The 24,299-nt window shown below is 50.7% G+C and carries 18 protein-coding genes; 14 read left to right on the top strand and 4 right to left on the bottom strand.

The window, feature by feature from the left end:
* Positions 1-2 precede the first annotated feature (2 nt).
* The 3 genes from ACTJJJ_RS08590 to ACTJJJ_RS08580 form a co-directional block, all read right to left on the bottom strand.
* Complete coding sequence (locus ACTJJJ_RS08590; protein ID WP_426294107.1) at positions 3-3,113, bottom strand: SusC/RagA family TonB-linked outer membrane protein; 3,111 nt, start codon at positions 3,111-3,113, stop codon at positions 3-5.
* 247 nt (positions 3,114-3,360) lie between these two features.
* The gene (ligD, locus tag ACTJJJ_RS08585; protein ID WP_426294108.1) at positions 3,361-6,093 is read right to left on the bottom strand and encodes a DNA ligase D; all 2,733 of its coding nucleotides are present in this window, start codon (positions 6,091-6,093) and stop codon (positions 3,361-3,363) included.
* A 132-nt stretch (positions 6,094-6,225) separates the two neighbouring features.
* On the bottom strand, positions 6,226-6,987 hold the full coding sequence (locus ACTJJJ_RS08580) for a DUF72 domain-containing protein (RefSeq protein WP_426294109.1): 762 nt from the start codon (positions 6,985-6,987) through the stop codon (positions 6,226-6,228).
* Positions 6,988-7,104: 117 nt separating this feature from the next.
* Here ACTJJJ_RS08580 and ACTJJJ_RS08575 point away from each other — a divergent pair, with 117 nt between their 5' ends.
* The 6 genes from ACTJJJ_RS08575 (at position 7,105) to ACTJJJ_RS08550 (ending at position 12,774) form a co-directional block, all read left to right on the top strand.
* Entirely contained in the window at positions 7,105-7,479 is a 375-nt protein-coding gene (locus ACTJJJ_RS08575; protein ID WP_188928585.1) for a hypothetical protein, read from the top strand.
* A gap of 96 nt (positions 7,480-7,575) precedes the next feature.
* Positions 7,576-8,976 carry an ATP-binding protein gene (locus ACTJJJ_RS08570; protein ID WP_188928587.1) on the top strand — a complete coding sequence of 467 codons (1,401 nt, stop codon included), beginning with the start codon at positions 7,576-7,578 and terminating at the stop codon, positions 8,974-8,976.
* 35 nt (positions 8,977-9,011) lie between these two features.
* Positions 9,012-10,673, top strand: a complete 1,662-nt coding sequence (locus ACTJJJ_RS08565) for an FAD-dependent oxidoreductase (protein WP_426294110.1) — start codon at positions 9,012-9,014, stop codon at positions 10,671-10,673.
* Entirely contained in the window at positions 10,673-10,942 is a 270-nt protein-coding gene (locus tag ACTJJJ_RS08560) for a UBP-type zinc finger domain-containing protein (protein ID WP_188928591.1), read from the top strand. The genes ACTJJJ_RS08565 and ACTJJJ_RS08560 overlap by 1 nt, the downstream gene beginning before the upstream one ends.
* Positions 10,943-11,008: 66 nt before the next feature.
* Complete coding sequence (locus ACTJJJ_RS08555; RefSeq protein ID WP_188928593.1) at positions 11,009-11,917, top strand: helix-turn-helix domain-containing protein; 909 nt, start codon at positions 11,009-11,011, stop codon at positions 11,915-11,917.
* 92 nt (positions 11,918-12,009) lie between these two features.
* Positions 12,010-12,774 carry an SDR family NAD(P)-dependent oxidoreductase gene (locus tag ACTJJJ_RS08550; protein WP_426294111.1) on the top strand — a complete coding sequence of 255 codons (765 nt, stop codon included), beginning with the start codon at positions 12,010-12,012 and terminating at the stop codon, positions 12,772-12,774.
* Positions 12,775-12,832: 58 nt separating this feature from the next.
* On the opposite strand, the gene ACTJJJ_RS08545 is transcribed toward ACTJJJ_RS08550, so the two are convergent.
* Positions 12,833-13,456 carry a YceI family protein gene (locus ACTJJJ_RS08545; RefSeq protein WP_229221274.1) on the bottom strand — a complete coding sequence of 208 codons (624 nt, stop codon included), beginning with the start codon at positions 13,454-13,456 and terminating at the stop codon, positions 12,833-12,835.
* Between the two features lie 187 nt (positions 13,457-13,643).
* Between ACTJJJ_RS08545 and ACTJJJ_RS08540 the strand changes: the two genes are divergently transcribed.
* The 8 genes from ACTJJJ_RS08540 (at position 13,644) to ACTJJJ_RS08505 (ending at position 24,295) form a co-directional block, all read left to right on the top strand.
* Positions 13,644-14,069 carry a response regulator gene (locus ACTJJJ_RS08540; RefSeq protein WP_188928600.1) on the top strand — a complete coding sequence of 142 codons (426 nt, stop codon included), beginning with the start codon at positions 13,644-13,646 and terminating at the stop codon, positions 14,067-14,069.
* A gap of 29 nt (positions 14,070-14,098) precedes the next feature.
* The gene (locus ACTJJJ_RS08535; protein ID WP_426294112.1) at positions 14,099-15,436 is read left to right on the top strand and encodes a sigma-54-dependent transcriptional regulator; all 1,338 of its coding nucleotides are present in this window, start codon (positions 14,099-14,101) and stop codon (positions 15,434-15,436) included.
* Positions 15,437-15,850: 414 nt separating this feature from the next.
* A complete protein-coding gene (kdpA, locus tag ACTJJJ_RS08530; RefSeq protein WP_426294113.1) occupies positions 15,851-17,539 on the top strand; it encodes a potassium-transporting ATPase subunit KdpA in 1,689 nt (562 codons plus the stop codon).
* Between the two features lie 17 nt (positions 17,540-17,556).
* Positions 17,557-19,596 (top strand): potassium-transporting ATPase subunit KdpB, encoded by a 2,040-nt coding sequence (kdpB, locus tag ACTJJJ_RS08525; RefSeq protein ID WP_426294114.1) that lies wholly within the window; start codon positions 17,557-17,559, stop codon positions 19,594-19,596.
* Between the two features lie 37 nt (positions 19,597-19,633).
* Entirely contained in the window at positions 19,634-20,194 is a 561-nt protein-coding gene (locus tag ACTJJJ_RS08520) for a K(+)-transporting ATPase subunit C (RefSeq protein WP_426294115.1), read from the top strand.
* Positions 20,195-20,293: 99 nt separating this feature from the next.
* Positions 20,294-21,394 (top strand): porin, encoded by a 1,101-nt coding sequence (locus ACTJJJ_RS08515; RefSeq protein ID WP_426294116.1) that lies wholly within the window; start codon positions 20,294-20,296, stop codon positions 21,392-21,394.
* A 50-nt stretch (positions 21,395-21,444) separates the two neighbouring features.
* Entirely contained in the window at positions 21,445-22,560 is a 1,116-nt protein-coding gene (locus ACTJJJ_RS08510; protein WP_426294117.1) for a universal stress protein, read from the top strand.
* A gap of 1 nt (position 22,561) precedes the next feature.
* The gene (locus ACTJJJ_RS08505) at positions 22,562-24,295 is read left to right on the top strand and encodes an ATP-binding protein (protein ID WP_426294118.1); all 1,734 of its coding nucleotides are present in this window, start codon (positions 22,562-22,564) and stop codon (positions 24,293-24,295) included.
* The last annotated feature ends 4 nt before the right edge of the window (positions 24,296-24,299 follow it).

The following is a 24,299-nucleotide window of genomic DNA, read 5'->3' as shown; positions in this document are numbered from 1 at the left end:
AATTAAAAACCAATGTTCAAACCTACCATGAAGGAGCGCGCCTGGGGATAAATGCCCTTGTCGATGCTCAGTACACTTCCGCCGATCTCCGGGTCATAGCCGGTGTATTTGGTGAGGGTAAACAGGTTCTGGCTCATTATATACACACGTGCCTTTTTCATCGCTACCTTGCTGATCAGCGCTGGCGGCAGCGAGTAGCCAATTTGCAGCGTCTTCAGTCGGAAGAAGTCGCCTTTTTCCAGGTAGAAACTTGACGGGTTCTGGAAATTCTTGTTCGGATCACCGTTCACGATGCGGGGAAAAGTGGTGGAAGTACCCGGGCCTGTCCAGCGGTCGAGGGCGTCGGTTTGCCAGTTCGCATTGGCGATATCCAGGCGGCGTAGGCCCTGGAAAATCTGGTTACCGGCGACGCCTTGCCCGAATACCACAATGTCGAAGCCCTTGTAGGCAGCATTCAAAGTCAAGCCATAATTCCATTTCGGCGTAGGATTGCCGATGAATGTGCGGTCGGTTTCAGTAATCGTACCGTCGCCGTTCAAGTCCTGCCATTTGAAATCGCCTGGCTTGGCATTGGGCTGGATTTTCTTTCCTTCTGCAGAAACATGTGCATCCACTTCTTCCTGCGTCTGGAAAATGCCCTGATTTACATAACCAAAGAAAGAACCGATCGGCTGTCCAACTTGGGTGCGCGTAATCGGGGGCGCTCCCTGAAAGCTTGCGCCGCCCGACAAATACTGCACACCATTACCTAGGTTTGTTACTTGGTTCTTGATATAAGAAACGTTTCCGTTGACGGAGAAATCAACCTCTCCAAGGCGCTTGCGGAAACCCAGCTCCAATTCTACACCCGTATTTTCCATGTCGGCAATGTTGGCTGCCGGGTTTGAGATAGCGCCAACGTAGCCCGGAATGCGCGGATTTTGCAAAATATCCTTGGTGGCTTTCTTAAACCATTCAAAGGTCACACTCACATTATTGAAGATCGTCGCGTCGAAACCGATGTTGGTCTGGCTGGTCTGTTCCCATTTCAAATCCGGGTTGGCAGGTGCATTGGGACTGTAACCGATAATGTAGCTGCCGGAGGTACCAATGGTATAGTTACGTCCACTGCCAATGGTGGACAGGTAAGCGAAATCGCCGATACCGTCGTTACCCACCACGCCGTAGCCTCCACGGAATTTCAGGAAGTTGACCGCATTGTTGGTCGGGAAGAAAGCCTCGCGCGAAAGCACCCAGCCCAGCGAAAATGACGGGAACACACCGTACTTATGGTTCGAACCAAAGCGCGAAGAGCCATCGCGGCGTACCAGGGCCTGTAAGAGGTATTTCTCGTCATAATCATAGTTCACGCGGGCGAAAAGCGAGCTTACTGTGTGTTTCGCGCCTTCGGAACCGTCGGAATTACGCTGGTCGGCGGGTACTTTAAAGTTCAGGGAGGCGTCGTCGAAGTTATCGGCCGGCACGTTGAAAAACGTGACGCTGGTCATGCGGGTGTTGTTGTCCAGGTAAGCGCCTTGCCCAAGTAACACATTTACATTATGCAGGCCGAACGGGCGGGTGTAGGAGATCGTGTTTTCCAGGTTGTAGTCCAAACGACGGTTGTTGGTGCGGTTGAAGCTCGTCTGCGAGGTCACCGAAGCTGCATTGAGCCACGAAACTGGGTTGAAGCTCTCGTTGCCCCAAAACGCCAGCTTGCTGCCCAGGGTCGATTTCAATTGAAGGCCCTTAACCGGCTCGGCCATCAGGTAAGCGTTGCCTACGATATTATCCGACCAGCTGTAATTTCCCAAACGGGTTTGTATATACGCGAGCGGATTGCTCATCTCCTGGCCGACGGCCTGAGAAATACCGTATGGATTGCCATTCGCATCGCGGCGGATGCCCTTGTTGGTATAAGGAGCCGCATTAGCTACCGCCGGATCGGTGATCACAGCCGGTGTGATAGGGTCAAGGTTAATGGCAGAGCTCAGCGGGCCACCGAATTCACTGTTGGTATTGCCCAATCCCACCGATTTATCATGTGCGTAACCCAGATTCTGGCCGAATGTGAGCCATTTTGCCAGTTTATGCTCTGAGTTGAGACGAATGCTCGTTCTATTGTATTTGGAAATATCGGTCGCAACAATTCCTTCCTGGTTGAGGTAACCCAATGAAAGATAGAAGGTTGATTTCTCCGATCCGCCACTGACGCTCAGTTCGTGGTTCTGGCGTTTGGCACTCTTGTTGAAGATCAGAGATTGCCAGTCGGTGCCCTTGCCGAACGACGCCGGATTAGCATATGGCGCCGTCTGACCGGCATTGACAGCCGCTTCGTTGCGGATTGTGGCATATTGGGTCGCGTCCAGCAGGTCAAGTTTCCGGGCCGGGCCCTGTACACCGATGAAGCCATTGTAATTCACGCGAATGCCGCCTGCTTTCCCTTTTTTAGTGGTAACCAAAATTACACCGGCAGCAGCCCGTGCACCGTAAATAGCCTGGGAAGCAGCATCTTTCAATACTTCGATCGACTCAATGTCGGACTGGTTCAAATAACCAATCCCGCCATTGTCGACTACAACCCCATCCACCACATAGAGAGGATCGTTGTTGTTGAGCGTTGTGATGCCCCGCACGCGCACGGTCGCGGCCGAGCCGGGTTGTCCGGAGTTCGAAGCGATTGTAAGGCCGGATGTCCGGCCTTGCAACGCTTCTTCCAGTCGGTTAATCGGCATTGATTGTAAGTCGGAAGCTTTTACGCTCGAAATAGCTCCGGTTACCACGCTTTTCTTCTGCGCGCCGTAACCCACTACCACGACTTCGTTAAGATTATCGATCGATTCTTCGAGTTCGAAATTGATTTCGGATTGGTTGCCCACGGTGACTTTCCGGGTGATCATTCCGATGAAACTCGCTACAAGGACGGAGTTGGGCTGCACCTCGATCGAGTAATTACCGGTTGCATCGGTGATCGTCGCATAGTTGGTGCCTTCTACTACCACCGTAGCGCCTACCAGCTCTTCCCCCTTCGTTTTGACCGACACCTTGCCCTTGACGACCCGGCTTTGGGCAACGGCGGTCTGTACAAGGCCATATAGCATCAGCACACTACATAATAGTACAAATTTTTTGCTCATAAATATTAGTATTAAAATTTAGTAGATCTGGCAAATGAACTTTGCCCAATTAATTATTGAAAAAGTAATACTCGCGTACTGCCGACAAAGGTATAGGCGCAAAGAGGCAGCGGGGTAGCAATGCATTACTACATTACTACCTCATATTGCACAAGTCAAATGTATTCACGGAAAAATCACCCCTACATTACTACTACAATGAGGGTCTGGCTGGTTATTTATTAGCAAGAAGTAGGAGGATTTTGATTTAGCCAGTGTCGCCATCCGTTCTTCCAATCACTTCTTCCAGGTCGATTCCCTCGCCCAAAACGGGTTTAAAGAGGTCGCCTTCAAGCTGGATCCGCTCTATCGCATTGTAAATTGTAAAGTCTTTCAGTTGAAGTCCTTTCTTCACCTCATCCCAATGCAGGGGCATCGAAACAGTCGCGCCGGGTTTCGGGCGGACCGAGTAGGGAGCGGCGAGCGTCGCTTTGGGCCTGTTTTGCAGGTAGTCGATGTAAAGCTTGCCTTTGCGGTTTTTTGTGAGTCGCTCCACGCTGGTGAAATCCGGGAGTTGGTGCTGTATCTGCCCGGCCACCCATTCGGCGAAGAGCTGGCATTGATCGTAGCTGTATCGGGCACCGAGTGGAATGTAAATATGCAGACCCGTGGAGCCGGAGGTTTTGCAGTAGGAGGGAACATTTAAAGAATCCAGCAAGCCTTTGATTGCCTGCGCGGTTTCGATCACCTGTTCGAAGGTGTTGGTCGCGTCCGGGTCGAGGTCGAGCAGGCACCAATCGGGATTGTCGGGGGTTTCGATGCGGCTGTTCCAGGGATTTACGTCTATGGCGCCGAGGTTAGCCATGTAGAGCAGCGTGGCCTCATCGTTGCAGAGCATGAAGTTCTTGTTCTCGCCTTGGGATATGTAAGGTGTGGTTTTGATCCAGTCGGGTACCTTTCCGGTAAAGTCTTTCTGGTAAAAGCTTTTACCCTGGATGCCGTTGGGAAAACGGTTGAGCGAAAGCGGCCGGTTTTCGAGATAGGGCAAAATGAATGGTGCGACCTGGTAGTAATAGTTGATCAGCTCACTTTTGTGAATCTTATCATCGGGCCAGTAGAGTTTCTTCAAATTTGAAAATTTGACCTCATGCCCATTAATTTTCCGTACCTGGGTTTCTTCTTTCGGGTTTAAAAGTGTCTTTCTTTTCGCTTTGGCGGGTTTTTTAATAATTTTCTCCGTGTCGTGATCTGCTTCGTCGACAACTTCATCGGTTGATTTTTCTACTTCCCGCACCACGTCTTTCGCCGACTTGTCCTCCCGCATTCCCTCGAACGACGGATGCCTGAACACTCCGTCGGCTGTGATTTCGGCAAAGCTGATCTCGCAAACCAATTCAGGTTTAAGCCAGGTCGCATTCGCGTGCGGCGGGTTTGGGCGAAAACGCGAGGGTTTGTTATAGTCGGGCGTTTCTTTAAACGGGCTCTTCTTGGTAACCAACGGCTTAAAAAGCGCCATCATCTCCTTTTGCTGCTTCTCTTTGAACCCGGTACCGACCTTACCCACATAATGCAGCTCGCCGTGTTCGTAAGCCGCTAGCAGCAAGGCGCTGAAAAGCTTGGAGGAGCCTTCGTTGAGTGTATAGCCTGCGATAATGACCTCCTGCCGCTTGTTGATCTTGATTTTCAGCCAGTCGCGCGTGCGGATGCCAGGGTAGTATTCGCTGTCTGATTTTTTAGCAATAACGCCTTCCAGGCCCATTTTTTGGGCTGCCTCGAAGAATGCGTTACCCTCTGACGACACGCTGTAACCAAGTTGTACCGGGCTATTTTCGTCCACAATGCTTTGCAAAATGGCTTTCCGTTCCGTTAACGGCAAATGAATGAGGCTCTTGCCTTCCAGCCAGAGAATATCGAATGCATAGTAGACCAGTTCGCCATCGGCCTCGCTCCGCCAGTTTTGTAATGCATTGAAATCCGATAATCCTTTCTCGTTGATCACGACAATTTCTCCGTCTATCACGCCATTGATTTTCCAATCCTGCAATTGCTGGTAAATGGGGTAAAACTTGTCATTAAAGGATTTTTTGTTCCGCGACCGCAAGTTGGCCTGTCCTTGATTGAGGTAAGCCAAGGCGCGGTAACCGTCCCATTTCACCTCATATTCCCAGCCTGGATCATCAAACGGCCTGTCGACCAGTGTAGCGAGCATCGGTTGCAGGTCATCGGGGAAGCTTTGCTTTTTTCCCTTTTTCAGAATCGCCGCTACGTCGAAGTCCGGGCTTTTTTTTTCTGCCGCGGCTTCTTCTGCCGGATCTTTGGCCTCGGTTTTGGGCGCTTTGGACTTGGCTGAACCTTTTGTCTCGGCAGATTTCTTCTCTTCGTGATTGCTTTCCCAAACGGCATCGCCATCCTTTTCAATACCCTGCAAGGTCCTTCGCGTCACGGCCGACCGGTCCTTTTGGGTAATATCATCTTCGGAGGCGAATTTATCGCGGTGCTTAATGAGAAGCCACGCGTTTTCTTCCATGCCTTTGGTTTTCACCAATGCATATTCTCCCTTAACCTTCTTGCCATTGAGCCGCACCTTCAGAGAGCCTGAATGCAGTTCTTTAAGCGCAAGTTTCTCCCTGGCTTTTTTGCCTTCGACTGCTCTCAGCTTGCCATCTACTTCTTCCAACGGCTCATAAGTGCCAAAATCCCAGACCATTACTGTTCCGGCGCCATAATTCCCTTCTGGAATGATGCCTTCAAAATCCTTGTAGTCATATGGATGATCTTCGACCATCATCGCCAGCCGTTTCACCGACGGATCGGTAGAAGGTCCTTTGGGCACCGCCCAGCTTTTGAGCACGCCGCCCATTTCCAGTCTGAAATCGTAATGCAGACGGGACGCATCATGTTTCTGGATTACGAAAATAAGCTCGCTATTGTCCGCTTTGCCGCCTTTGGGCTCCGGAGTTTTGTCGAAGGTGCGTTTCTCGTTGTATTTGGTAAGGCTCATGATTTTGAAAGTGTGAGTGAGTAAATGAGTGAATGATTGAATGACCGAATGAGCTGCCGTGGAACGGGGATGGGTGAGCAAGGCCGCAGCAGATCCGCGTAACTATTCATTCATTCGGTCATTCATTACATTTCAAGTCGCCATTTCGTGGATTTTCGCATCTATCAGTCCTTGCAATTTTTTGGCGTTAGTCAGGGCGTGCCCGCCGACGTCGTTATTAAAGAATGCCCAGACTTCATGCCCGTTGTCAGCCCAAGCGGCAAACTTTTCGGCGTAATCTTCCAGGACGTCGTCGGAATAGGATGAGCTGTATAACGACTCCGGGCCGTGGAAGCGCAGGTAAATATCCCTGGCGGTGATTTCTTCGTGGTAGGGGAACTGGTCGGCTTGTGAGAAAACAAGGGTAATGCCGTGTTTCTTCATTAAACTAATACTTTCTTCGGAAAACCAAGACGGATGCCGCACTTCGAGTGCAAAGCGGAAACCTTCGTACCGGTCCGTCTCTTCATAAAACATCTCGGCCACTTCCGTATGAAACCGGGAGTTTGCGGGCAGTTGAATGAGGATCGGGCCGAGATGCTCTTTAAACGGACTAAAAATATTGAAAAACCGCTCCAATGGTTCCTGCGCGTCACGTAGCTTCTTCAAATGGCTGAGATACCGGCTCATTTTGGGGCAAAAGACAAAATCTGCCGGCACCATATCGGTCCATTTCGCCACTATTTCCTTCGTTGGCAACTTATAAAAGCTGTTGTTGATCTCTGAAACGGGGAAATGTCGGGCATAAAACGAAAGGTATTCCGCAGGTTTTACATTCCCGGGATAGAAAATGCCTTTCCAGTGTTTGTAACTCCACCCGGATGTGCCGATGTGTATCTTTTGCTCCACTTTCATTATCAGTTCGTTGTGGAGCGATAAAGAGCAATAATCGTACCGAAGAATAAACAGTGGCGCCCGTATGATAACGGGAATGGTTTTTGAATTTTAGATACCCAATCAAAACAGAAACCAATGGCAGTTAGCGATATTCCAGGGATCGATATCCTTGGCGACCAGGAAGAAACGCTGGGCACAGCCGAGGACCTTCGTGAAGAGGTAGTGCTCGACACGATGCAGTATGAAATTGTAGGCAGCATGGTAAAAATCGAATTTGAAACCTCGCTTGGCCTGTGTACAGGGCATTATCTGTCGTCGGAGCTAGGGCATGAGGAGATCAATCTCGAAGCGGAGTCATTCGACCGCTTGCGGAAGTTATTCCCTGCCTGCAACGGTGCATTCGTGCATCCGCACAACCGCGATTGGGTGGAGGTAAGCCTGGCGGAGCTCACCGGTGCGCTGCCGGAGTACAAGATTTACACGCGGGTGGTGACAGGCGGAATCGTATAAAGGAGGGATTTCGTTGTGCATTCGGAAGGTTCGCGCGAAAAAGTCCGCGTTTATTTCGAAATTGGCCTGTTAACTCACACCTTACCGCGTTCGCTCATGAAGGATATCAGTGTTCAGGATTTGCTCGCCATCGAGGTTTTCAAGGATGTCCCTGAAAGCCAGCTGGAATGGATGATCGATCGCAGCCAGCATTATGAATTGCAGGAGGGCGATATGATGATCAGGCCGGGAGAGCCGCTGGTGGGCACGCACGTCATTTTTTCGGGCCGGATAGAGCTGTACCGGCTTCAAAACAATACCAAACAGATCATCGCCGAACTGCTGCCAGGTACCGTGACAGGCATTCTGCCGTTTTCGCGGGGAAAAATGGCCATTGCTTACGGGGTTTGCTTGGAAACCGCTCAGTTGATGACCTTTCCCAAAGAGTTGTTGCGGGAGCTAGTGACGTCGCATTATGAACTTACACAGGCGCTGGTAATCGTGATGACGTCACGCGTGCGGGAGTTTACCGAGCTCGAACAGCAGAATGAGAAGATGATGGCCCTTGGAAAGCTGTCGGCAGGGCTGGCGCATGAGCTGAACAACCCCGCAGCGGCTATCGTGCGGAGTTCGGCTTCGTTGAAGGAGCATTTGCTGATGCAGCCCGATTCGTTCAAATCGCTGCTTTCGATCCATTTGTCGCACCAGGAGATCGATCTACTCAATGATAAAATGGTAAGCCTGCTGAACAACACCGCGCGCCCGGTGTTGTCGATGATGAAGCGCTCCGAAAAAGAGGATGAAATACTCGACTGGCTCGATCAGAACAATATCGACGGCTGCGAAGATATCGCCGATAACCTGGTGGAGTTCGGAGTAGGGGAGGACGACCTGGAAGACCTGAAAGGGAAGATCAATCACGACGATCTTTCGCCCGTGCTGACCTGGATCAATAACAGCCTGACGACCGAGCGCATGGTAGCGGATATCCAGGAGGCGTCCAAACGCATTGCTGAACTCGTAGGTTCTGTCAAAACCTTTACACATATGGATCGGGGGGGCGAGCGTGAGTTCGTAGACATTCATGTGGGTATTCGCAACACGCTCATTATGCTGAATTACAAGTTAAAAAAAGGTAATATCAAGGTGGTAGAGGATTTTGATCTGACGCTGCCGCCTGTCAAAGCGATGGTGGGCGAGCTGAACCAGGTATGGACAAACCTGATCGACAATGCCGTAGACGCGCTTGAAAATCAGGCTGATCCGGAGCTGACCGTTATCACACGCCGTGACAAGGACTTTGTGAAGGTAACGATTTGCGATAATGGCCCCGGCGTACCGGCAGAGATACGTTCCAAGATTTTCGACCCGTTTTTTACGACCAAATCGGTTGGAAAAGGCACGGGCCTTGGTCTCGACGTAGTGAACCGGATTGTACGCCAGCACCGCGGGACGGTGACGTTGCATTCTCAACCCGGGCGTACCGAGTTTGAGGTTTGTTTCCCGTTTAATGGCTAATTTTAATTCTCAACCAACTCTTAATAGAAGCTCCTATGGCTTTGCCCATTATATTTTCGATTGACGATGATCCGCAGGTGCTCCGTGCAATTAGCCGTGACCTGAAATCCCATTACCGAGAAAAATACAAGATTTTGAGCACAACTTCCGTGGCCGAAGCGATGGAGAGCCTGCTGGAACTGCAGAATCGTGGCGACGAGGTAGCCATGTTTATTTCCGACCAGCGTATGCCTGAAATGCAGGGTGTGGATTTCCTTCAAAAGGTCATGAAAATGTTTCCTTTTGCCAAGAGGGTGCTGCTGACGGCCTATTCGGATACCGAGGCGGCTATTAAGGCCATCAACGACGTGCAGCTCGATTATTACCTGATGAAACCCTGGGACCCGCCGGAAGAAAAGCTTTATCCGGCTATCGACGAGCTGCTCCGGGACTGGCAGGGCAATTACCGTCCCGAGTTCAAGGGTATTAAAGTGATAGGTTATCAATTCTCGCCCAAAGCGCACGAAATCAAGGACTTTCTGGCCGGTAATCTGGTGCCATACCTATGGCTCGATGCCGAATCGAATGAGACCGGCAGGCAGATTTCAAAAAGCAATAGCCTCTGCCCGGTGGATTTTCCGGTGGTAATCTTCGAGGATGGCTCTTTGCTGAAAACACCTTCGCTGATTGATATTGCGGGGCGCATAGGCCTGAATCCCAAGACAAAACAACAGATCTACGATGTAGTGATCATCGGGGCGGGACCAGCCGGTTTAGCGGCGTCGGTATATGGCGCTTCGGAAGGTTTAAGTACTTTATTAATTGAACGGAAAGCGCCTGGGGGCCAGGCTGGTACCAGTTCGAGGATCGAGAATTACCTTGGCTTTCCAACGGGCCTGAGCGGGGCGGAGCTCACCCGCCGGGCGATCACGCAGGCGACGCGTTTCGGAACCGAGTTCCTTTCGCCGCAGTTTGTAAAGGAGATTAAATTAAAGGATAAATATAAAACGGTGGTTCTCGGCGATGGTAGCGAGATAAATGCTAAGGCAGTAGTGATTACGACGGGCGTCGATTACCGCAAGCTTGAAACGAAAGGCATAGAGGATTTTACCGGAAAGGGTATCTACTATGGTGCGGCAAGCACAGAAGCCAGTTCATGCGGCAATAAGGATGTGTATGTGCTTGGTGGAGGGAATTCCGCCGGGCAGGCGGCAATGTACCTGTCTAAATTTGCCCGCAATGTCTACATTTTGGTCAGGCGAAACGATCTCACGTCGTCGATGTCGTCATATCTGATCGATCAGATCGCAGGCACGGACAATATAGCCGTTTTGGGTTGTACAGAGATTGTGGAGGCGCAGGGCGACGGGCATCTTGAAAACCTAAAATTGGTCGATTTGAATACTAATGAGGAACGAATCGTTCCGGCTGACGCGCTGTTTATTTTCATTGGTGCGAAGCCTTACACCGAATGGGTAGGCCTTGAAATCATTAAGAATAAGAAAGGTTTCATCGAGACGGGGCGTGAAATGAAAAATTACGAGAATTTCAAAGAAGTATGGAAGGCCGATCGGGATCCGTATCTGCTTGAAACAAGCTCGCCGGGTATTTTTGCTGCGGGTGACGTGCGTGCAGGCGCGATGAACCGCGTTACGTCGGCAGTGGGCGAGGGATCGATGTCCATCAGTTTTGTTCACCAATATTTAAGCGAAGTGTAATGGCTCAGATTTGTAAGCATATCGAAGATATTCAGCAGATTAAGGTCGCCGGCGAGCTGGTTTGCGAAGAATGTAAAAAAGTAGACGGATGGTGGGTGCATTTACGTACCTGCCAGACCTGCGGCGCCACCCTTTGCTGCGACAGCTCGCCCGCCAAGCACATGACTAAGCATTTCCATCACACCGGACACCCCGTAGCCTCGTCTGCTGAGCCAGGGGAGAAGTGGTTGTGGTGCTACGCAGATGAAGTGTTTGTTGAATATCAGTAGTTAGTTTGGGAGGAAAGGGGAGATGTCATGCTTTCTTCCCTGTTTTGAATTTCGTAACTTTACCACATGACGAAATCAGCGACGATCGAACAGTTTTATAGGGACACTTCCATGCTGATTCCCGAGCAGGTTCAGAAGGAGGTGGGGCATTTTAATATTTTCAGGACGGACGAGTTGTATCGCGTGGCTGCGAAGAACAGGGTAATGCCGTACAATAGACGGGCATATTATAAAATAAGCCTGATCCTCGGGCGGAACAGGGCCGAATACGCCGATAAGGTGATCGATATCGAGCACAATGCGTTGCTTTTTGCTACGCCCCTGATTCCCTACCACTATGTGCCGCAGGACGAGAACCAGGCGGGCTTTTTCTGTATTTTCTCCGAAGACTTCCTTACGCAGGACAATAGCGGCGTCCGCCTGCGCGAGCTGCCGGTGTTTAAGCCGGGCGGTAACCCGATATTCTTTCTGAACGACCAGCAAATAGAGGATATCCGGTACATTTTCAGCAAGATGTTCCGGGAAATCGAATCGGATTACGCCTATAAATATGATTTGCTTCGAAATTATGTCATCGAACTGATCCATTTCGGGCAGAAGTTGCAGCCGGCGACCTCGCTTTTTAAAGAAACCAACGCTTACAAGCGCGTTTCGTCGCTCTTCATTGAGTTGCTCGAACGTCAGTTCCCGGTAGAGCCGCCGCACCAGAAGCTGAATCTTCGTTCGGCCAAGGATTATGCCGACCAGCTTTCTATCCACGTCAATTACCTCAACAAGGTATTAAAGGAAATAACGGGCAAAACCACCACCGAGCTTATTAGTGAGCGCATTATCAAGGAATCCAAAATCCTTTTAAAACACACCGACTGGAATGTGTCCGAAATCGCATACAGCCTTGGTTTTGAGGAGGCTTCACATTTCAACAACCTCTTCAAGAAGCATACTGCGCTAAGCCCGCGCACATTTCGGGCTTAGATTTGAATTTCGTAAGTTTTGATTTGAAGCTCGCAAATCCGGCTACGTAGCGCCTGGTACCTTTGTTCCATCAATTTTTACCAACAAAAAAGATGGAATCAGCAAGTAAAATAGCATTGGTTACCGGCGGCAGCCGCGGTTTAGGAAAAAACATGGCGCTCCGCCTGGCAGAGAAAGGGAACGATGTAATCGTTGTTTATCGCAGCAAGGAACAAGAGGCCGGAGAAGTGGTTGCGGCCATCGAGGCGCTCGGGCAGAAAGCGGCTGCCCTTCAATTGGATACCGCGGAAGTAAAATCTTTCGACGGCTTCTTTTCCAGACTTTCAGGTATTTTGAAAGATAAATGGAACCGTACGTCTTTTGATATTCTGGTAAATAATGCAGGAATCAGCCGTCCTTCGGCATTCTCTGAAACCAGTGAGCAGGATTTCGACGACCTGATGAATGTGCATTTCAAAGGCGTTTATTTCCTTTCGCAAAAGGCCTTGCCGCTGCTTGCGGACGGTGGGCGGATCGTGAACCTGTCCACAGGCCTCGCGCGCTTCTCTTCGCCCGGGTATGCGGCGTACGCATCCATGAAAGGGGCGATCGATACTTTAACACGCTATATGGCCAAAGAACTGGGAAGCAGGGGCATTACCGTGAATGCATTGGCGCCGGGGGCGATCTACACCGATTTCAATAGCGACTCGTTCGACAGCCACCCAGGTCTGACCGACTTCATCAGCAGCATTACCGCCCTGGGGCGCGTAGGAGAGCCCAACGACATTGGCGGCGTAGTGGCGTTCTTGTGTTCGGATGATGCGCGGTGGATTACCGGTCAGCGGATCGAAGTTTCGGGCGGAATGTTCCTCTGAAATAATGAAGCGGTTGTATTTGATAATACAACCGCTTTGTGTTTTGACCTCCCTTCGGCTACATTTTCTTCCCCGCAAGTTTCAAATGCACCTCGATACCCGGCTTAATGGACGCATCGTCCGGCAGACCGGGTTCTGTGGCATAGTTCATACCCCACAATGTGCGGTCGAACTGGGTAATCGCTTCCAATTTGAACGAATCGCCGTTCAAATCGATCCGGGCAGGGAAAGTGACCGGATTACTCTTTCCTAACAGTGTTAAATGACCTGTCACCTCAAAATTGGCACCTGAAACCACGCCTGGCCCGGTGCCCGAAAATGGCGCTACGCTCATAATTTCGAAGGTTACGTTTGGATGAAGCGCCATATTAAAGAAATCGGCGCTTTGCAGGTGGTGCACAAGCTGGTGTTTCAACTCGTCAGTAGGCAGGTTGAAATTGACGATCGACGAGAGCGGGAGGGAGAACGATCCGCTCTTCACTTTCCCGTTCTCGATCACAAGGCTGTTGCTCTCGACATCCATCGCGCCTTCATTAAAGTATCCTGTTTTGAGATACCCTTTCCATTCCGCTACGGATGTTTCGTCAAGGTGGTAGTTGGATGTGCTAATCGGCGCGTCGTGGTCGGTGCAGCTTGTAAATAGTGTGGCAAGTGTTAACAGTGTTAGAAATTGCTTTTTCATGGTTTGAATTGTTTTCATGGCTGACTGTGATTTCGATACAAAGCTAATGGCGTATCTGCTACCGGAGCCTACGCGGGACGGATCGAAAACTACGCGCGGCGGATTTTGTGAGATTCCGGCGCGGATTGGTATTGGGACCAATAATTGCGTTATTTGTGACCAGATTTCAGTTATTAATCCCCGGGCAATGTCAATTAAAGGACCCATTATTTCAATCGAGGACGACGCCGATGATCAGTTTCTAATCAAGAGCGTCATGGAGGAGCTTGACATACCCAACGAGCTTTTGTTTTTCAATAACGGCGTTGAAGCGCTGCTTTACCTCGAAACCACGCGTGACCAGCCTTTTCTGATCATTTGCGATATTAATATGCCGATTATGAACGGCCTGGAACTCCGTGAGCGGATCGATAAGAACGAGTATCTGCGGAAAAAATCGATTCCGTTTGTGTTTTTGAGCACGGCCGACAACCCCCTGATAATCGAAGCGGCGTACGACTCGACCATTCAGGGTTTTTTCAAGAAAGAAAACAGCTTCGGCGACCTTAAAACCAGGATCAGGGTCATTTACGATTACTGGGCATACTGCCTGCATCCCAACCATTATCTATAACCAGGGGTTTAAACCCCCGGCAATTGCGCATGAAGAAAGTACTGATCGTCGATGATGAAGAGAAACTGCGCGGGCTGATGGGCCGTGTGATCAGGCTAGAAGGCTTTGAAGTGATCGAAGCAGGTGACATTAAAACCGCCTGGAAAAAGCTGGACCAGTCGGATATCGATGTGGTGCTTTGCGATGTGAAACTGCCCGATGGCAACGGCGTGGATTTTTCGAAAGCATTGAGGGAGAAGTATCCGTTGCTGGAAGTGATCCTGCTTACCGCATACGGCAATATTCCTGATGGCGTGCAGGCCATCAAGAACGGCGCGTTCGATTACATTACCAAGGGCGACGATAACAACAGGATCATCCCGCTTTTGTATAAAGCCATTGAAAAAGCCGAGCTGAACCGCCGGGTGACTAGCCTGGAAAAACAACTCGGTGAAAGACGGTCGTTTGACACGATTATAGGTAAGTCCAGAAACTTGCAGGCCTGCATCGACCTCGCTCGCCGCGTAGCGCCTACGGACACGACGGTGCTGTTACTGGGTGAGACCGGCACGGGAAAGGAGGTTTTCGCCCAATCGATCCACCAGGCGAGCAACCGGGCCAAGAAATCGTTTGTGGCTATCAATTGCTCCGCATTTGGCAAAGATTTGCTCGAAAGCGAGATGTTCGGGCACAAAGCCGGTGCATTTACCGGAGCCATACGTGACAAAAAAGGCCTTTTCGAAGAAGCCAGTAACGGTACTATTTTCCTTGACGAAATAGGAGAACTCGCGCCGGAGTTGCAGGCGAAGCTATTACGCGTGCTCGAATCCGGGGAGTTTATCAAAATTGGGGAAACGCATCCTACCAGGGTAAATGTGCGGGTGATCGCCGCCACGCACCGGGATTTACCCAAACAAATAGCGGCAGGCGAGTTCCGCAGCGACTTGTTCTACAGGCTTTCCGTATTCCAGATCACACTGCCCGCATTGCGTGAACGCACGGCCGACATTGGCGCGCTGGCGGAAAGTTTTGCGGCCCAGTTTGCATTGAAAACCAACAAGAAGATCGCGTCGCTTTCACCGGATTTTATCAATGCATTGAAAAAAAATCCCTGGAACGGCAACATCCGCGAGCTTAAAAATGTGATCGAACGCAGCGTGATCCTTACCGACGGCCCTGTGCTGGATACGGAAAGTCTTCCGTTCGAAATGCAGCACCCGCGGCAGGAGGGCGGTCAAAACATGTCCGCATTCTCGCTGGCGAGCTCCGAAAAGCTGCATTTGCAAAAAGTCCTGAACTACACCAACGGCAACAAGGCCGAGGCCGCAAGGCTTCTGGAAATAGGTATTGCGACGCTCTACCGCAAGATCGACGAGTATAAACTATAACAAAGCGGCTCGCCCGACAGGGCTCGCCAATACAGCGTCGGGAGCAACCCACACACCAGTACCGGCATTTCCATTCTGATAAAAAAGCTTATCATTTTGATAGGCTTTTTTTATGCCCAAAAAATCATAATTAAATCATCTGGCTGTAAATCAATGCCTTGTTGTCTATTTAAGTCGACGGAACAAGAGTTGCTATATGCTGTAATGATTTTGTTATAAAAAATTTAAAAAGACAATGACAACACTCCTTCTCCTGGCAGTCGGCGCTTTAAGCTTCGGGCTGTTTTACAAAACTGTTCACTATTTCGAAAAGATCTGAAATCATGCTTGCGCTATTCATCATCTCGATCCTGGTCTTCGTGTACATGTGCTATGTGCTTGTGAAGCCTGAAAAATTTTAAAACACCCAATCCAATGAACACCGAATTATTTGGCATCATCGCATTGTTCATCGCTACGGTCGCATTGGCGGTACCGTTCGGCAAGTACATTGCGAAAGTATATGGAGGAGAAAAAACACTTCTCGACCCTGTTTTTGGCCCTTTGGAAAAAGGGTTCTATCGTTTGAGCGGCATTCGCCCAAACGTGGAAATGAACTGGAAACAGCATTTGTTTGCATTGCTGACGATCAATATGGTCTGGTTTTTCCTGGGCATGTTTGTATTGATGAACCAGGGGTGGCTTCCGCTTAACCCCGATGGCAACCCGTCGCAATCGCCTGACCTGGCATTCAATACCACTATTTCGTTCGTCGTCAACTGTAACCTGCAGCACTACTCCGGCGAAAGCGGCATGAGTTACCTCGGACAACTTTTCCTGATGTTCCTTCAGTTTGTCAGCGCAGGCACCGGTATGGCCGCGGCAGCCGTGGTGATCATCGCATTAAAGGAGCGTACGACCGAGAAACTGGGTAATTTCTATGATCTGATGGTGAAATCGTGCACGCGGATATTGCTGCCGGTTTCGTTTCTGGTCGCCCTCATATTGCTTGCCAACGGAACGCCAATGACTTTCGAAGGCAAGGATACCGTTTATTCAATGCAAGGCGATACGATCCGGGTTTCAACCGGTCCGGTGGCTGCGTTCGTGCCTATCAAGCACGTGGGTACCAACGGAGGCGGGTTCTTCGGCGCTAACTCCGCTCATCCGTTCGAAAACCCGAACTATGCCACCAACATGGTCGAAATGTTCTCGCAGATGATCATTCCACTGGCGATGATCTTTGCACTGGGTTATTATGTTAAAAGAAAAAGGCTGTCCTGGATGATTTTCGGCGTCATGACGCTTGGCTTCCTGCTGCTTACCATTCCTACGATTACCACCGAGCTGCACGGCAACCCGAAGATCGCGCAAATGCATGTGGATATGTCGTCCGGCGCCATGGAAGGGAAGGAGACAAGGTTCGGTACTACCGCCTCTGCATTTTGGAGTATAGCCACTACCGTTATCTCCACGGGCTCGATCAATTCCATGCACGATAGCTTTATGCCGGTCTCCGGCCTTACACAAATGCTGTCGATGATGACGAATGCATTTTATGGCGGCGCGGGCGCGGGAATTCTTAATTTTTACATATTTATCATCCTCGCAGTGTTTATCAGCGGTTTGATGGTCGGCCGTACGCCGGAGTTTATGGGTAAAAAGATCGAAGCCAGGGAAATGAAGATCGCCATGATCGTTGCTTTGCTGCATCCGCTACTGATCCTGGCCGCCACCGCATTAGGTGTTGCAATGCCCGAACTGACAGCCAGCACATTGAACAACCCAGGCTTCCACGGTTTCAGTGAAATGCTCTACGAATACACTTCCTCGGCGGCCAACAATGGCAGCGGTTTTGAAGGGTTAGGCGACAACACGCTCTGGTGGAACATTAGCTGCGGCATCGTACTCGTCCTCTCGCGGTTCATCCCGATCATCGGTCCGGTGGCCATTGCGGGCATTCTCGCATCCAAAAAACACGTTCCGGAGAGTGCAGGAACGCTTAAAACAGACACAGGTACCTTCGGTATCATGGTGTTTGCGGTAATTGTCATTATCACTGCATTATCATTCTTTCCCGCATTGACCCTCGGGCCTATTGCCGAATACTTTTCAATGCAATAATCAACTGAATAGCAGAAATGAAAGCTCAAAATACATCCCTTTTTCAGGGAGACCTCGTACGGGAGGCGCTGGCGCAATCCTTTGTGAAGCTCAATCCCCGCATTATGTTCCGTAACCCGGTGATGTTCACCGTCTGGATCGGCACGTTTGTCATGCTGATCGTCAATATCTGGGTAATTTCAGGTGAAAAAACGCAGGGGAGTCTGGTTTACAACCTGGTCATTTTCCTGATTCTGTTTCTTACGCTGCTGTTCGCCAACTTCGCGGAGGCCATTGCTGAGGCACGCGGTAAAGCCCAGGCCAACAGCTTGCGCAAAACCCGCGAAGAGACGCCCGCCAAATGGATCCAGGTTGTGGGTGATATGTACGTGAATGAAATCAAAGTGGTGCCATCATCCCAGCTGCGCAAAGGGCACATCTTCCTTTGTGAAACGGGCGACATTATCCCTACCGACGGAGAAATCATCGAAGGGCTGGCTACTATCGACGAAAGTGCAATCACCGGAGAGTCCGCACCGGTAATCCGTGAAGCAGGGGGCGACAAAAGCAGCGTCACCGGCGGTACCAAAGTGCTTTCCGATCGTATTAAAGTGAGGGTCACTACCGAGCCGGGGGAAAGTTTTCTGGACAAAATGATTGCACTCGTAGAGGGTGCCAGCCGCCAGAAAACACCGAACGAGATCGCATTGACGATCCTTCTGGCCGGTTTTACATTGGTATTTATCATCGTGTGCATCACATTGAAGCCATTCGGCGATTTCGCAAACACGCCGATTACCATCGCCGCATTCATTTCGCTGTTCGTCTGCCTGATCCCTACCACGATCGGCGGGTTGCTTTCTGCTATCGGTATTGCGGGAATGGACCGCGCATTACGCGCCAATGTGATCACCAAAAGTGGTAAAGCCGTGGAAACCGCCGGGGATATCGACACACTACTGCTCGATAAGACGGGTACCATCACCATCGGGAACCGTAAAGCCACCCATTTTTGGCCAGCCGAAGGTGTTGACAAGGGCTATTTCATCAAAGTGGCGGCATTGAGCTCCATCGCCGACGAAACGCCTGAGGGAAAATCAATTATAGAACTCGCTGATTTACAGCCAGATCAGCTGCGCGTCGAGAACCCGACTTTTATCGAGTTCACCGCTGAAACAAGAAGCTCGGGTGTCAATTTCCTGGACACCCGCATCCGAAAAGGGGCGTCCGATGCCATTCGTAAGCTGGCCGAGAAAGCAGGCAACGCATTTCCGGCCGATACCGCGGAGAAAGTAAGGGACATTTCCAGCAATGGCGGTACGCCGCTGGTAGTGGCTGAAAATGAGGCCGTCATAGGCGTGATCGAGTTGCAGGATATTATTAAACCGGGCATTCAGGAGCGTTTCGAGCGGTTGCGTAAAATGGGCGTCAAGACCGTGATGGTGACCGGCGACAACCCGCTGACAGCCAAATTTATCGCCGAGAAAGCCGGGGTAGACGACTATATCGCCGAAGCCCGGCCCGAGGATAAAATGAATTACATTAAAGCCGAGCAGCAGAAAGGCAAACTCGTAGCTATGATGGGCGACGGCACCAACGACGCGCCGGCCCTCGCGCAGGCAGATGTAGGCGTGGCCATGAACAGCGGTACCCAGGCCGCCAAGGAAGCCGGTAATATGGTCGACCTCGACAACGACCCGACCAAACTGATCGAAATCGTAGAAATCGGCAAGCAGTTGCTCATGACCCGTGGTACGCTCACGACATTCAGCATCGCCAACGACGTCGCCAAATACTTCGCCATTGTGCCCGCATTGTTCATCGCATCCATCCCGGCCCTGCAAGGCCTCAACATTATGCGCCTCCACACGCCTGAAAGCGCGATTTTGTCGGCGATCATTTTCAATGCGGTCATTATCCCGCTGCTGATTCCGCTGGCCTTGAAGGGCGTAGCCTATAAGCCAATCGGCGCGAGCGCATTGCTCAGACGCAATTTGCTGATTTATGGATTAGGGGGTGTACTGGTGCCTTTTGTGGGGATAAAGGCGATTGATTTACTAGTAAGTATTTGGTTCTAAGGTAAATGCACATTCGAGGATTTAAAATACAGAAACCATGAAACAACATATTCTCCCAGCGATCCGGTTGACAATCGTGACGCTGATATTCTTCTCAGGCGTGTATACGCTGGTGATTTTGGGCATTGCCCGGCTCTTTCCTAACCACGGCAAAGGAGAGATTGTCGAGCAAAATGGTAAACGGTATTATACCAATATCGGGCAATCGTTTACGGATGATAAGTACTTCAATTCACGGCCTTCGGCGGTGGGGTATAATGCGGCCGGTAGCGGTGGTAGCAACAAGGGGCCTTCTAATGAGGAGTATTTGGGTGTTGTGCAGGCGCGTATCGATACATTTCTGTTGCATAACCCGGGCGTGCAAAAGGCCGATATTCCGGTAGAACTGGTGACGGCGAGCGGCAGCGGATTGGACCCGGATATTTCCGAAAAAGCGGCGTTGGTGCAGCTGAAGCGGATTGCAAAGCTTCGTAACCTGCCGGAGCAGAAGCTCCAACAGCTTGTGAAAGAGCATATCGAGGGTCCCCTGCTGGGATTGTTCGGCCCGACGAAGATCAATGTCTTGAAACTGAACCTGGCGCTGGAAAACCTGCGCTGACCAGATAAGTATCATTGCACACAGCCCGTTTCCAGTGCCGTCGCAGCGGGCTGCGTTTCGTCTTACCGCGCGGCTATGATTGAACAGATTACCTTTTTTATGAAAACCTTGATTTTAAGTGCGCTTGCCATTGCCTGCATTTTACAAGCGAATGCCCAGGATTCTACCGTCGCTGTGGCCGGCAATGCGCCACCGTTCGCAGTGAGCGCCTATGTGGAGTCGTATTACTTGCAGGATTTCCGCAAAACCGATAGCCATACCATGCCCGGTTTCATTTACAACCATAGCAGGACCGGCGAGGTGAACCTGAACCTGGCTTTCCTTAAAGGCAGTTACACCGGCGACCGCGTGCGTGCGAACCTGGCCTTGGCAGCAGGTACTTACATGAATGCGAACTATGCCGCCGAGCCGGGCGTATTGAAAAATGTATTCGAGGCAAATGCCGGGGTGAAGATTTCCAAAAAACACAACCTATGGCTCGACGCTGGCATTATGCCGTCGCATATCGGCTTCGAGAGCGCAATCGGGAAAGATAACTGGGCTTTGACGCGTAGCTTAGTGGCAGAGAACACGCCCTATTTTGAAACCGGGTTGAAATTGGGATACACCACACAAGATACCAAATGGTACCTCTCGGCGATGTACCTCAATGGATGGCAACGCATTCAACGGCTGGATGGCAATTCGACGCCCGCATTCGGGACACAGGTTACCTTTAAGCCTAATGCGGCCGTAACTTTGAATTACAGCACATTTATCGGCAGCGACAAGGCCGACAGCACGCGACAAATGCGGTATTACCACAATATTTACGGTGTATTCCAATTGGGCGGCAAATGGGGCCTGACCACCGGTTTTGATATCGGCAGCGAGCAGAAAGCCAAGCACAGCAGCGCCTACAATATCGTTTACGTGCCGGTCATGATCCTGCGATTTTCACCTTCTTCCAAAATCAATATCGCAGCCAGAGGGGAATATTATCATGATCAAAACGGCATGATCATCGCCACAGGAACCGATAATGGCTTCCAGACTTTCGGCACGTCACTGAATTTCGACTATCAGATCACCCCGCAGGTAATTTGGCGGATCGAGGCGCGTAATCTTAGCAGCCGCGATGCGATATTTAGTGACAGGAGTCCCGAACTTTCCAAGAGTAAGACGTATCTCACCACTGCACTCACTTTCGCGCTCAACTAACACCCAGACCCTGAACCGTGGCGGCCGACCGCTCTAAACTTCGAAAAACAATGGAAACCAGCGCCGAACATTTTCTTGAACTGATCAAGAAGTCGAGAAGAGGCAAATTCAAAATCTACATCGGAATGAGCGCCGGGGTGGGTAAGACCTACCGGATGTTGCAGGAGGCCCACGCGCTGATGCGAACGGGTATCGACGTGAAGATCGGGTACATCGAGACGCATAACCGGAAGGAAACGCACGAATTGCTCGAAGGCCTGCCGGTAATCCCGCGGCGCAGGTTGTTTTATAAAGGTAAGGAGTTGGAAGAGTTCGACGTGCAGGCGGTAATTACCCTGCGGCCGGAAGTTGTGATCGTGGATGAGCTGGCGCATTCCAATATCGAGGGCAGCAAAAATGCCAAACGCTGGCAGGATGTGCTGGATATTCTCGAAGCGGGGATCAATGTGATCTCCGCCGTAAATATCCAGCATATCGAAAGCCTGAATCAGGAAGTGCGCAGTATTACGGGCGTGGAAGTGGCCGAGCGTATTCCCGACAAGGTGCTCGGCCTGGCCGATGAAGTGGTGAATATCGACCTCACCGCCGACGAGCTGATTACCCGTTTGAAAGAAGGTAAAATTTATAAAGAGGAGAAGATACAGGCCGCATTGCAGAACTTCTTCAAGCCGCAGCACATTCTTCAACTGCGTGAACTGGCTTTGAAAGAGGTCGCCTCGCAGGTGGAGCGGAAGGTGGAAAGCGAAATACAGCCGGGAATGGCGCTCAAACACGAGCGTTTCCTGGCATGCATTAGCAGTAATGAAAAGACTGCCCGCAATGTGATCCGTAAAACCGCCCGGCTGGCCAATTACTACCATAGCAGCTGGTTTTTGCTGTATGTGCAAACACCCGCCGAATCGGCAAGCCGCATCGGATTGGCGAAACAGCGTCATTTGATCAACAACTTTAAACTGGCCACCGAACTGGGCGGGAATGTGATCAAAACCGAGAGCGGTAGTATCGCCAAAACGATCGTAGAAGTGGCCGAAAAGAATAAGATCACGACCATATGCATCGGAAAGCCGCATTTGAACCTTTTCAAGGTCATTCTGGCCACGAATGTCTTCAACGGACTTTTAAATAAAATGTCTTCTTCCGACATTGACCTCGTAATACTTTCCTGAAATGAAGATCAAAACCAAACTGAGGCTGGGTATAGGCCTGCTTTTCGCCATGATCACCGTGCTTGCGGTGGTGGGTATCAGGCAGGTGAGCTTGCTTTCGGCCGACTCGCGCAATATTCTCATTGCCAATCATAATTCCCTCGAGTACAGCCGCCAGATGCTCCGCGCGCTCGACGAGCTGGAAATGCACGCAGGTGCATTGGATACTTTTAAAAAGAACCTCGAAGCCCAGCAGCAGAACATCACCGAAATAGGAGAAAAGGAACTTACGGAGCAGCTGGCAGGCCATTTTGAAAAGCTGAAAACGAACGTACGTGACAAGGAAGCGGTGGAACTGATCCGCAACGATGCCCTGGAAATCATGAGTATTAACCTGGATGCGATCAACCGGAAAAGCCTTATTGCCGGCCAGACGGCTAAAAGCTCGATGGTCTGGATCGGGATTACGGGAACATTGTGCTTCCTTATTGCATTTACGTTGTTTGTAAACTTGCCGGGTAACATCGCCAATCCGATCCGCGAGCTCACTGAAAGTATCCGCCAGATCGCTAACGAGAATTATACCGAACGTGTACATTTTGGCAGCAGTGACGAATACGGTCAGCTCGCGCAGTCGTTTAACACCATGGCTGAGAAGCTGGAAGAGTACAATAGCAGTAACCTGGCCAGGCTCATGATCGAGAAAAAGCGGGTGGAGACGCTGATCGACAATATGCACGACCCGGTAATAGGCCTGGACGAAAACCGCAAGGTGATTTTTGCCAATGAAGTGGCCAGAAAAGTGACCGGTTTACAAGTATCCGAGCTAGTAGGCCGCAATGCAACGGACATTGCGTTGCATAACGACCTGGTCCGTTCGCTGGTCAAAGATATTTCCGACCCGCAGGCAAGGGACAACGGGCAGGGGACAGCGATGAAAATCTACGCCGACAACAAAGAGAGCTATTTTGAAAAGGAATACGTCGATATTTCAATCGTACCTACCGGCGAGCAGCAGCCCCGGTCGATTGGCCATGTGATCATTCTGCGCAATGTGACGCCTTACAAAGAGCTGGATTTTGCCAAGACCAATTTCATCGCCAACGTCTCGCATGAGCTCAAAACGCCTATTTCATCCATTAAAATAACCCTCGACCTGCTTCAAAACGAACGCGTGGGCGACACCAACGAGGAACAGCGCAGCCTGCTCGACAGCATCCGGGAAGATGCCGACCGGCTTTTGAAGATCACTGGCGAACTGCTCAATATCACGCAGGTCGAGAGCGGCAAGATCCAGCTGAGCATCGCAGCGACATCGCCCCAGGAGATCGTTCAGTATGCCATTGCAGCCAATGAGACCCAGGCAGGAAGCCGGGATATCAGCCTTCAAATCGAGGATCGGGGTGTACGTTCAAGTGTTTTGGCCGATTCGGAGAAAACAGCCTGGGTGGTTACCAACCTGGTTTCCAATGCGATCCGCTATTCCTACGACCATTCCAGCATTCGCATTCAGCTGGACGAAGACAGCGAGTCGGTGCGCATTGCCGTAACAGACAGTGGGCAAGGCATTTCGCAGGAGTATAAGGACAAGATCTTCGACCGTTATTTCCGCGTCCCCGGTTCTACCAAAGAAGGTACTGGCCTGGGCCTCGCCATTAGCCGAGAGTTTATGGAAGCCCAGGACGGAACGCTCACCGTCGAAAGCGAGCTGGGAGCAGGAAGTACTTTCACCATTGCATTAAAAAAGCCCGCCTGACCGC

This window comes from Dyadobacter sp. 22481 (assembly GCF_052044875.1).
Taxonomy (GTDB): Bacteria; Bacteroidota; Bacteroidia; order Cytophagales; family Spirosomataceae; genus Dyadobacter; species Dyadobacter endophyticus.
The sequence above is the reverse complement of the archived record's forward strand: the minus strand, read 5'-3'. Positions and strand labels throughout refer to the sequence as shown.